This window comes from Bacillus sp. HMSC036E02, assembly GCF_001836235.1.
Taxonomy (GTDB): Bacteria; Bacillota; Bacilli; order Bacillales; family Bacillaceae_G; genus Bacillus_A; species Bacillus_A cereus.
The window spans coordinates 80,487-89,557 of sequence record NZ_KV827868.1; the positions used below are offsets into that span (position 1 = coordinate 80,487).

A 9,071-nucleotide genomic window follows, 5' to 3' on the forward strand; every position below is an offset into this window, starting at 1 on the left:
TGTTCCCCCTTGGAGAACCGAGCAGTTAGCGTTTGCTAGCTGCTCTTTTATTTTCTGCAATTGGTTACACTTACCTGATGTTTTTAGCGTAATATTAAGTTAAGATATATAAGAATAAAATATATTTGGCTGTTATACCATTACCCTAGGAAACTAGGGTTTTAATTTCCATAAAATTAAATTTTTGTTAAAAATAATATACTTACCAAATATTGTTTTTGTTTAAAATAACTGCTCTAAATAAATTAGATACATTTAGTATGTTTACCACAACATTCATGTTAAAATCCCTTGTGAGTACGACACAACTCGACCTTATGAAGCCTTGCAGCCATTATAGTGGGGCTCTTTTTTTAATTGAATTAACACTTTTGTATAATTTTCTAACTTTTCCCCCACTTTAAATTATTAAATTCATATATAATAATTAATATAGTTGTAGCATTTTATTATTAGGAGGTGTAATTATGTCATTTGCAGCATGGAGTGCAATTTTTATGACTTTGATTGGAGCAATGTCCGGAGCAATATTTGGTACAATCTCTTCTAAAAATAAGAGCAAAAGTAGGAACTAAAAAACCTAATATTAAAAGTTAATATCTATTTCAGTACCAGCTGATACGCCCTTGACATTTCAGCTGGCATTTTCTATTTAAATAAGAATTTTATTAAAAACTTATATGGATATATTCTCCAATACATAATTAATATATTAGAAGTGTTAGTAATGCTAAAAATAATAATGATTTTGTTATACATTTGTTTCGGAGTAAGTTCAGTTTTTAGATTAATAAAGGAATTTCAAAAGCCACAGAAAAAACAGTTCTTGATTTTAGTTGATTCTCTAATTTTGATAGGAGCAATATTTTTAATGGCTAGTTTCTTTATCTAAATTACATAAAAAAACTTCCAGTGAGTGAAACAGCTAGCAAAAGCTAACTGCTTTTTAATGACAATTACTAGTTTGTTTAAATTCACCTTAATTCATATCAAGTTTTCTTAACATTCTCTTTAATAACCTTATAATATAATTAAACTATTTGTATGAGAGGTGATTATTATGAACTGGAAACAAAAATACAATCCGAAATATCTCTTTTACCTAATGTATAGTTATATTTATACAGCCCTTGATAATATATCATGGTCCTTAAAATAACGCTTTTGTTCACTTTTTTGATACATTTACGAAACATTCATGTGTTATCTTCATTAAGTTCTTTTTCTTTTTATAATATCTTGTGAGATATACCAACAAAGTAAGCCCTAGCCCCCCTAATCCTAGGGCTTTTTTTATAAGAATTTTATACATTTTATTATTTCCAGTAAACTTTTCAAATTGTATATACATAATATAAAATTTTTATGTTGTTATATTTTTTGATGGCCTCTTATCTTTCCGTAAAAGGCCCTTTTTTCAAATAACACTTTTGTTTAATTTATATTTAAAAAGTTCCTTTTCATAAAGACTTCCCTTATATGCTATACTCATTCTTAAATAATTGTATAAGGAATGTTAAAAATGGATGATAGATCGTCAAGACAATGGAAATTGCGACAAAAGTTAAGAGCACTGAAAACAAAAAACAGAAATGATACAAACCCTTTGTTTAATGAATGCCTTGAATCCCTAGGAAACGAAACTCTCATTTTCTCCCAAGAAAAAAGCCAGCAGATTGCTACTATTTTAATGAATTCATTTCCTATAACTGTCTCGGGAAGAATAGATTGGGAACAGATAGATAACCAATTCATAGCTTCGAACAAAGAACAAATAATTTCCCTTATTAGAGCAAACCAACTAGATTTTGACGAACAGATTTTTATAATATGGGATAACTATGAAATCCCTGTAGTAAGTACAAATCTTGATAAAGTATTCCAATCACTAGTTGACGTTGATGCAGTCAGTTTTTATTACTGGCTATTAGACAAAGAATATAGATTCGTAATTGAAATAAATGATGAAGAATTGATTAGGGTTGGGTTTCGCTAATACTCTAAGCATATTTCCTCATTCTACTGATCTGCAAAATTTAAATTGTATTATTTATCAAAGACTTAAAATATACGAATGTCACGTAAACCGATTGGTGTTAATCATGTTTATGTTTATAATTACGTTGATTTGGATAACTTGCATTTATAAAATGTAAATGTTTTACAAATTCAAGTTAAACAAACATTGTTATATCAAGGTTTGTTTGACCTAACATGTTATATTCTTGATACTAAGACGGTTTTTATAAGCATTTCGTATAAGTGTGATTTAACTGATTAAGACTATTTTTAAAAACGACATATCAGCGATAATTTATGTCTATTCTGTATAAGTGTTAGCAAGATCGCTTGCAAACTTGTTAGCACTTTTTTAAAACTTAAACCAGAGGAGATTCATACAATTTAGTAACAATGTAAAATTGAATTTATCAAGGATAAACCATTTAACAAATAGTTTGCAGCACTGAATGATTTACAAAAGAATACCCATCGATACACTACGAATAAAAATAATCAGCTAATCGAGGGAATATAATTATTTTTATTTAATTCGCACTTGTACTTCTTGTTCTTGTATTACTTGAATGATTAACTCCAATACAATATTTTGTATTAACTGATGCTCATTATCATGAAGTTTACTTTGTTCTGATATGTATTCAATACATTGATATATATACCCTTCTACCAATAAGCTCCCTTTTTCAACTGTAAGTGTATTTTGCTCATTCTTTTTTACCTTTGGTATTAAAAATTCGGTTTTTGTCAAAATAATCTCCTGTTCAACCTCTTTTATTCCTATGACTTTTTCTTTAAATACAACCTTTTCTCGTAAACTAATTTCACCTTTATATCTTCCTATTTCTATTGGTAGTTTCGCTGTAATAAAATTATTTACGTCTCCCCCATTTTCACTCTCTAATATTATACTGTGAATAGGAATCCATGAAGATGCCTCTACCTTATTCTCTTCTTTATTCCCTTTATTTTTTTGGTTATATAATTCAAAATGAATTCTCTTCTCATGAAGATTTAAAGAAACTAATTTACAATAACTATCCGAATAATATTGTTGCACTGTAGTTAATAACTTACAATCTAATTCACGCCCTTCTACACCTTTTTCATTCCTAAATACAAATGCTTCTTGATTTTTAACATTTATTTTTGGAAATATTTTAAAACTAGTTACTTCTGAAAAAATAGAAAATGGAGTTTTGACCACCAGTGAGCGTATTAAAGGCCCTATTTGTGATCCAGACGCTTTACCTTCTTTCTCTAATTTTGATGCTACATATTCTCCCTTTAATTCATGTGGTATTTCTTCTTTTCCCCCTCTTTTTTCGTGTGAATTATCTTGTATATTCAGTTTTTTATACTTGTAAATTTCATCCCATATCCCCTTACCAATCCATGGATTTTTCATCACCATCCCCCCGTCTGATGAAATTCAAAAAATTTGTTTTTTGTATGTGACCATTTCATCATTATATATGTTGTATAAAAATAAAAAAGAAATTGTCTTTTTAACAAAGACAATTTCTTTTTATTTTTATAGTGCTACTTGTACTTGTTGTACTTGTAAAACTTTTAAAGTAAGATCTAGTACAATTTTTTCACGAAGCGTATCAAATGGTTCGTTTAGGTTTGTAGGACAAGGTGAAAAGTCTAATTCAAAAAATTGAGCGCTTACTAATTCACAATATGGTTGTTCGTTATAAAAAACTGCATTTTCAAAGAAATATTTGTCTAGACGTGGTAAATCACCGTTTTTAGGATTTATAAAATGAGAAGTAGTGTCCGAAGAAGAAGCTACTAAAGCTAATGATAGAAAATCACCTTCTGTCAGATCTGCAAAACCAGAAAATGGAACATTTGCAATACGATCATATAGAACTCCATTACACTCGTCATTTGCATATTCAATATTTTTACGAATATAGCCTTGTACAAATAATTTCGCTCTTGTAACTCGTCGGTAAGGTGTACCTGGTACTGGTACGAATGCTACAGGCACTAACTTACATTGTGTTAAAAATACGTTTTTTAAGATGCGTTTAATTTCGACTGCTGGAGGCTCTAATGAAATATCGGACTCTACAACAATTTGAAGCGTTCTTTCAGCTAATACAACTGGAATCTTTACAATAGGTGCTCCTGGAGTAACAATTGGTGTTGCAGTCTCATCACTTAATGGTGTTTGGGTTTGTCCCGCTACCTGACATGGTACATTAATTGGACATTGTTCGCTCATGTTTTATGCTCCTCTTTTTATAAGATTTTAGAGTTTATGAAATTTTCAAACTCATAATACTTGTATATGTCTTTCTTCTACTAATGTTTGGGTTCTATAGTAGCCTTTTTAATCATTATCATTAAGTTAGTATAATCTAATCATTTTTATTGAAAATTCTGAAAATTAATATTTTTAGAGGAATACAAATTCTGTTTTCAACGTATCTCGCATATTCGGTAAAATTATGAAGTCTTTATTACATGAGTTATCTTGAATTTAATTTTGGATATCACGATATGAACATGGTTACCAAATGATGATTTTTATTTTTATCAAGCTATATATTCGTAAAAAATCGCTTTACATATACTGAAGTTTTATTTGTTGTTACATAAAATCTTTTACCTATTCAATTTTGAAATATACATTCAAAACAGTATACTCCAAAATAAGAAATTATTTTAAATTAGAATATTTTCTTTGATAAATGTGTGTTGATTAATTTCATAATCAGTAGTTCTATCCACTCTCCCTTAAAAATTAGCATAGTTTTTATGAATTCTATATCTAGTAGAAAGCTCTCTATCATATAAAAGTATAATAATAGGTTAATAAACAAGCAGTTTTTTTACTAAAACATAGAATAATACTGACCCTAATTGAAGGGAGGCATAAAAGATTTCCTGGAATAATGATTGCTGAAAATTTAAAGACAAGCACCATTGTGATAACGATAAATTTAGATATATTATTTAAATAATTTGCGTTATAGTTTCAAATGTTAATTAATTACAATATTTTTCAAAAAGAGTATACATAGTCATATAAATCATGTTATTTTGGATAGTTTGTTCTTTAAATTAGGAATTAAATAAAGAATTATAAAAACGCGCTAGGTACAACTAAGAAAGAAACAGGATAAAGAATAAGTCATATTACCTGTAGTAATAACACTAAGTGAATTGCACCTCTTATAAGTGACTTGTGTATCTCTTACTGCGTTTGAAGTTAATTGCCAATATTTCGTGTCGTTCTTCTACAAGACATTGTGTAAAACCGTTTGGTTACCAATTCCACCAACGTAATCTTCAACATCTTTCATTCACTTCATTAAATTGTCCTGTTGCTTGATTTTGTGCTTCTTGAACTTTTTTATTCAACTCTGTTTTTGTGGTTTCAATATCTTTGTTGACTTGCTCTAAGGTATCTTCCTTTACTTTGTCCATATCAGGAACAACCGACTCCCAATTGCCATTCTTCCATAATTTGAGGATGCCAGGCTTGCCGTTTGAAATATCTAACCATAAGGTTTTTCCATTTTCTAAACCGATTGTCGGTGGTTTTGCGCTTTCAATAATTTTTGTTTGATAATTTTTAAGGTTTTCTTGTACTTTTTCTGCTAACTTTTTTGCTGCTTCTGATTCCTTTTTCACAACATCAACTTGTTCATTTGTCTCTTTCACAAGTTCTTCCAACTTATCTAACAAGCCTTTATTTGCTTTTCCAGCTAGACTGCCCATAACTTGGGCATACATGTGATCTAACAGACTTCTCGTATCTTCTACTTCTTTAAAATCACCAAAATAATATTTATCATTTGCCGCATTTGTATCACATTCATCCGCTGCGATAAGACGTGCTTCTAAAAACAAAGGTGGCGTAAATTTTGTATCTTTGAAATGGACAATATCGCCCTTATTTACTTTTTCATGAGATAAACCAAATATCTTTTCTAATGCAATTGGAGTTACTTCATACTGTACAGTGCTATTAATACGTTTCTTTAGTTCCGCTTCCGTTAGTTGTTTTAATCTTTCGGCTGACATATTTTGATCTTCTGTTTGTGGACTATAGATGTCATATTTGTGTGAACCATCTTCTGTCCAACGTTGTAAGGCATCTGCATCAGCGACGTATAACTTCCCACCGTTAATCTTTTCAAAAGTTAGATACTCACCTGTTTCTTCGTTTGCTTCAACAGTAAAATCCTGTAGCGGTTCTTTTAAACTTTTCCTAGCCACTCCGCCATGCCATGTACTACCTGCACCAAAGTTATCTATAACAAAGCGCTCACTATCTGACTTTAGAGTTCCTGTGTTTTCACCTTCGTTAGTGTTTGGACCATTTTGATTCCAACCAACCATTGTTTTCATTTCATCGTGCATAACAAGCTGTTCTTTCTCGACTGTTCGTTCTTCCACAGAAACAGGGTATCCCATACGAAAATGTTGAATTTCTTCTTCCTTTTTTCGTGAAATATCAATAAAAGTAGAGGGAGTTTCTACCTTAACTATGAACGTAGGATCAGAATATTTACTCTCATTATTCGATATATTTGTAATTAATCTACTTCCTTGTAATTTGAAATCTATTTTTCTCCTTGGGCCTAGTTTATAAGGCATTGGACAAATGAATTTTAAGGTGCCTTTTCCTAAACTCATAAAATTATCAACATTAAAATCTTCATCAATAACAGCTATATATGTTCTATCTAGTTTTGTATCAAAAGTTAGCTCGGTTGCTTGTTCAGTAATTAACCATGTCGCTATTTCTTCTTTTAACGTTTCTAAATCTGTTCCATCTGGAACGATAATTCCCACAGGGACAGAAAGTCGACGAGGATCTGTTTCCATTCCTAATAATCTTGCGCCTGGATATCCAGGCGTGTTTAAGAATTTACGTTTTAGAGGTTCCCATGTTGGCGGGCTCCATCCTCTTTCTAGTTGGATATATTCTTTTCGTTGATTGTTGAATGTAAAAGAGCTCATTTTGACACTCCGTTTTTTTATAAAATAAAAGAAACCCAAACCTAAAAGGCTGAGTTTCTCTTTTCTTCTCTTTCTTGATACTCGGTTGTATAGCCGATAAGTACCGCGTGCCACGTCTCTTCCTTCTAAATTTACGGGTACTTCAATAAATCTCCACCAAGCATTGGAATAACTCCACCGCCAGATGATCCGAAAGAATTATTAATGACTTGATTTGATACACTATTTGTCATGGCTTGTCTACTGTTTGACATACTTCCATATACACCACTCATGACGGTCTTTAATCCTCCTAATTGGCTTGCGGAAGTAGCCATCATACGGCTCATATTATCCATTAATTGATTTTATAGATTATAAAGGTATATTATGAGTTGTGTTTTCCGCCACTTCTCACAATACAAATATATCACGTTAACTCCAAAAAGACCGGCACATTTCCTGCCAAAAAACGGCCATAACCCTTTCACTTTTTATTATCTGATTTACATATAATTACAATGAAAAATGCAATTATGCTCACAAAAGAAGGGATTATTTTTAATCCCTATCTTTTGTGATTGTAGTATTTATGAAATTAGAGCTATCAAAGAGATGTATATCAATAAAGGCTGATGTTAGTTTTCATCTTTATCATTTTCTGATTTCGTAGCAGTATCTTTAAAAAAATCACCTGCTAAATTAAGTAGTTTCTTTCCACCTTCACTATTCAAAAGATTCATTAAAAATACCGGATCTTGAACCTTTTGAATAAGAGCTTGCATAAATACGGATTTAGCAACACCTAATATCTCTGTCGAAGTTATTTTTATATTAAAATAAGGAATATTAATTTGGAATGGCGAATAATCAGATGAATTATTTTTCTGTTTTTTTAATGTTTCATCAGTCGTTCCATTGATTGCTTCATTGGTTGTTTCATTATTCGTTTTGGAAAGTGTAACAGCTTCGGCCGCTATTATTCGACTTTTCTTCTGAGTTACTTCGGTTATTGGAATAGATGAAGTTTGATACGAAACATTTTTATTAAAATATGGGCTAGATCCCATTTTTTTCTCCTTTCATAACGAACACATTATATATTCTAAACATATATTAAACTATATCAATGAAGGATTACTTCACACTACGTGAAGCAACCCTTTATTTATTCTTGGTGATATAAGAAGGTTGTTACTTAAAAACCACCATATCCGCACCAGCTTGCACCAACGATAATAAGCAAGATAAACAATACGATTAGTAATGCAAATCCTCCGCCATAACCACCACAACCACTTCCATATCCTTTTTCTGCAGCCAAGATACACTCCTCCTCTCTAGAAAAAAATGAAGTTCATAAACTAGCAAAAACAAGCAGCGCCAACGATAATAAGCAAGATAAACAATACGACTAGTAATGCAAATCCTCCGCCATAACCACAACCACTTCTATATCCTTTTTCTGCAGCCAAGATATTCCCCCCCGATCCTATAACAAAGATGCGTTTCATAATAACTAACAGAAGTTCTATTAATTTAACTCGTAATGAAAACAAGCTAACAGAAAAATAATTTTTCATTGCAGTCATGTTGTACTTGCTTATCACTACACTGACACTATATGTCTTGGGCTGTAAACGGTTATGTGCTTTTATATCAACTTTTCCATTTTTGAGGAAAATGTCATTGACCATTTTTAAAATCGTTATATTTATATTAATAATTTTATAACCCACATTTAAATTTAATCATTCGTATCTTTTTCTCTACTTTGACGATTTGAAATCATTATCTTCTTAATCCATACTATTTTCACTAAGTAATTAATATATTATTTCAAGTTCTCTATGACTTACCCATATCTTATATTGTGTGTAACTGAACTCTTCGTTGAATCCCTTGATATCATTGATTTCATTTCACTTTCTCTTTTGAGTTACACAGTGCGAAAATTATGAGTAACCGTATAGAGATACCACTAACATTTTGAAAAACAAGCTAAGACAAAAATAAAATAAACTGCCCATGTGGACAGCTTATTTACATAATTATCGTTATCAGTAGTCAATACTGCATAGAATTTT

General features: G+C 30.7%; 7 protein-coding genes and 1 pseudogene. 1 reads left to right on the forward strand and 7 read right to left on the reverse strand.

Annotation, left to right across the window (positions count from 1 at the left end):
- Positions 1-1,522 precede the first annotated feature (1,522 nt).
- On the forward strand, positions 1,523-1,996 hold the full coding sequence (locus HMPREF2590_RS24235) for a CDI toxin immunity protein (RefSeq protein ID WP_000342732.1): 474 nt from the start codon (positions 1,523-1,525) through the stop codon (positions 1,994-1,996).
- Positions 1,997-2,542: 546 nt separating this feature from the next.
- On the opposite strand, the gene HMPREF2590_RS24240 is transcribed toward HMPREF2590_RS24235, so the two are convergent.
- From HMPREF2590_RS24240 to HMPREF2590_RS29625, 7 genes and pseudogenes are all read right to left on the reverse strand, one after another.
- A complete protein-coding gene (locus HMPREF2590_RS24240; protein WP_070861602.1) occupies positions 2,543-3,427 on the reverse strand; it encodes a BC_2427 family protein in 885 nt (294 codons plus the stop codon).
- Between the two features lie 126 nt (positions 3,428-3,553).
- Positions 3,554-4,255 carry a CsxC family protein gene (locus HMPREF2590_RS24245; protein WP_001294982.1) on the reverse strand — a complete coding sequence of 234 codons (702 nt, stop codon included), beginning with the start codon at positions 4,253-4,255 and terminating at the stop codon, positions 3,554-3,556.
- A gap of 1,070 nt (positions 4,256-5,325) precedes the next feature.
- A complete protein-coding gene (locus HMPREF2590_RS24250; protein WP_002098405.1) occupies positions 5,326-7,005 on the reverse strand; it encodes a distal tail protein Dit in 1,680 nt (559 codons plus the stop codon).
- Positions 7,006-7,046: 41 nt separating this feature from the next.
- Positions 7,047-7,352 (reverse strand): annotated as a pseudogene (locus HMPREF2590_RS29615) (phage tail tape measure protein); the annotation flags it as partial.
- A gap of 270 nt (positions 7,353-7,622) precedes the next feature.
- Positions 7,623-8,054 carry a hypothetical protein gene (locus HMPREF2590_RS24255; protein ID WP_000535863.1) on the reverse strand — a complete coding sequence of 144 codons (432 nt, stop codon included), beginning with the start codon at positions 8,052-8,054 and terminating at the stop codon, positions 7,623-7,625.
- Between the two features lie 128 nt (positions 8,055-8,182).
- A complete protein-coding gene (locus tag HMPREF2590_RS29620) occupies positions 8,183-8,308 on the reverse strand; it encodes a YjcZ family sporulation protein (RefSeq protein WP_000718599.1) in 126 nt (41 codons plus the stop codon).
- A 40-nt stretch (positions 8,309-8,348) separates the two neighbouring features.
- Positions 8,349-8,459, reverse strand: a complete 111-nt coding sequence (locus HMPREF2590_RS29625) for a YjcZ family sporulation protein (protein WP_000718602.1) — start codon at positions 8,457-8,459, stop codon at positions 8,349-8,351.
- Between the last annotated feature and the right edge of the window lie 612 nt (positions 8,460-9,071).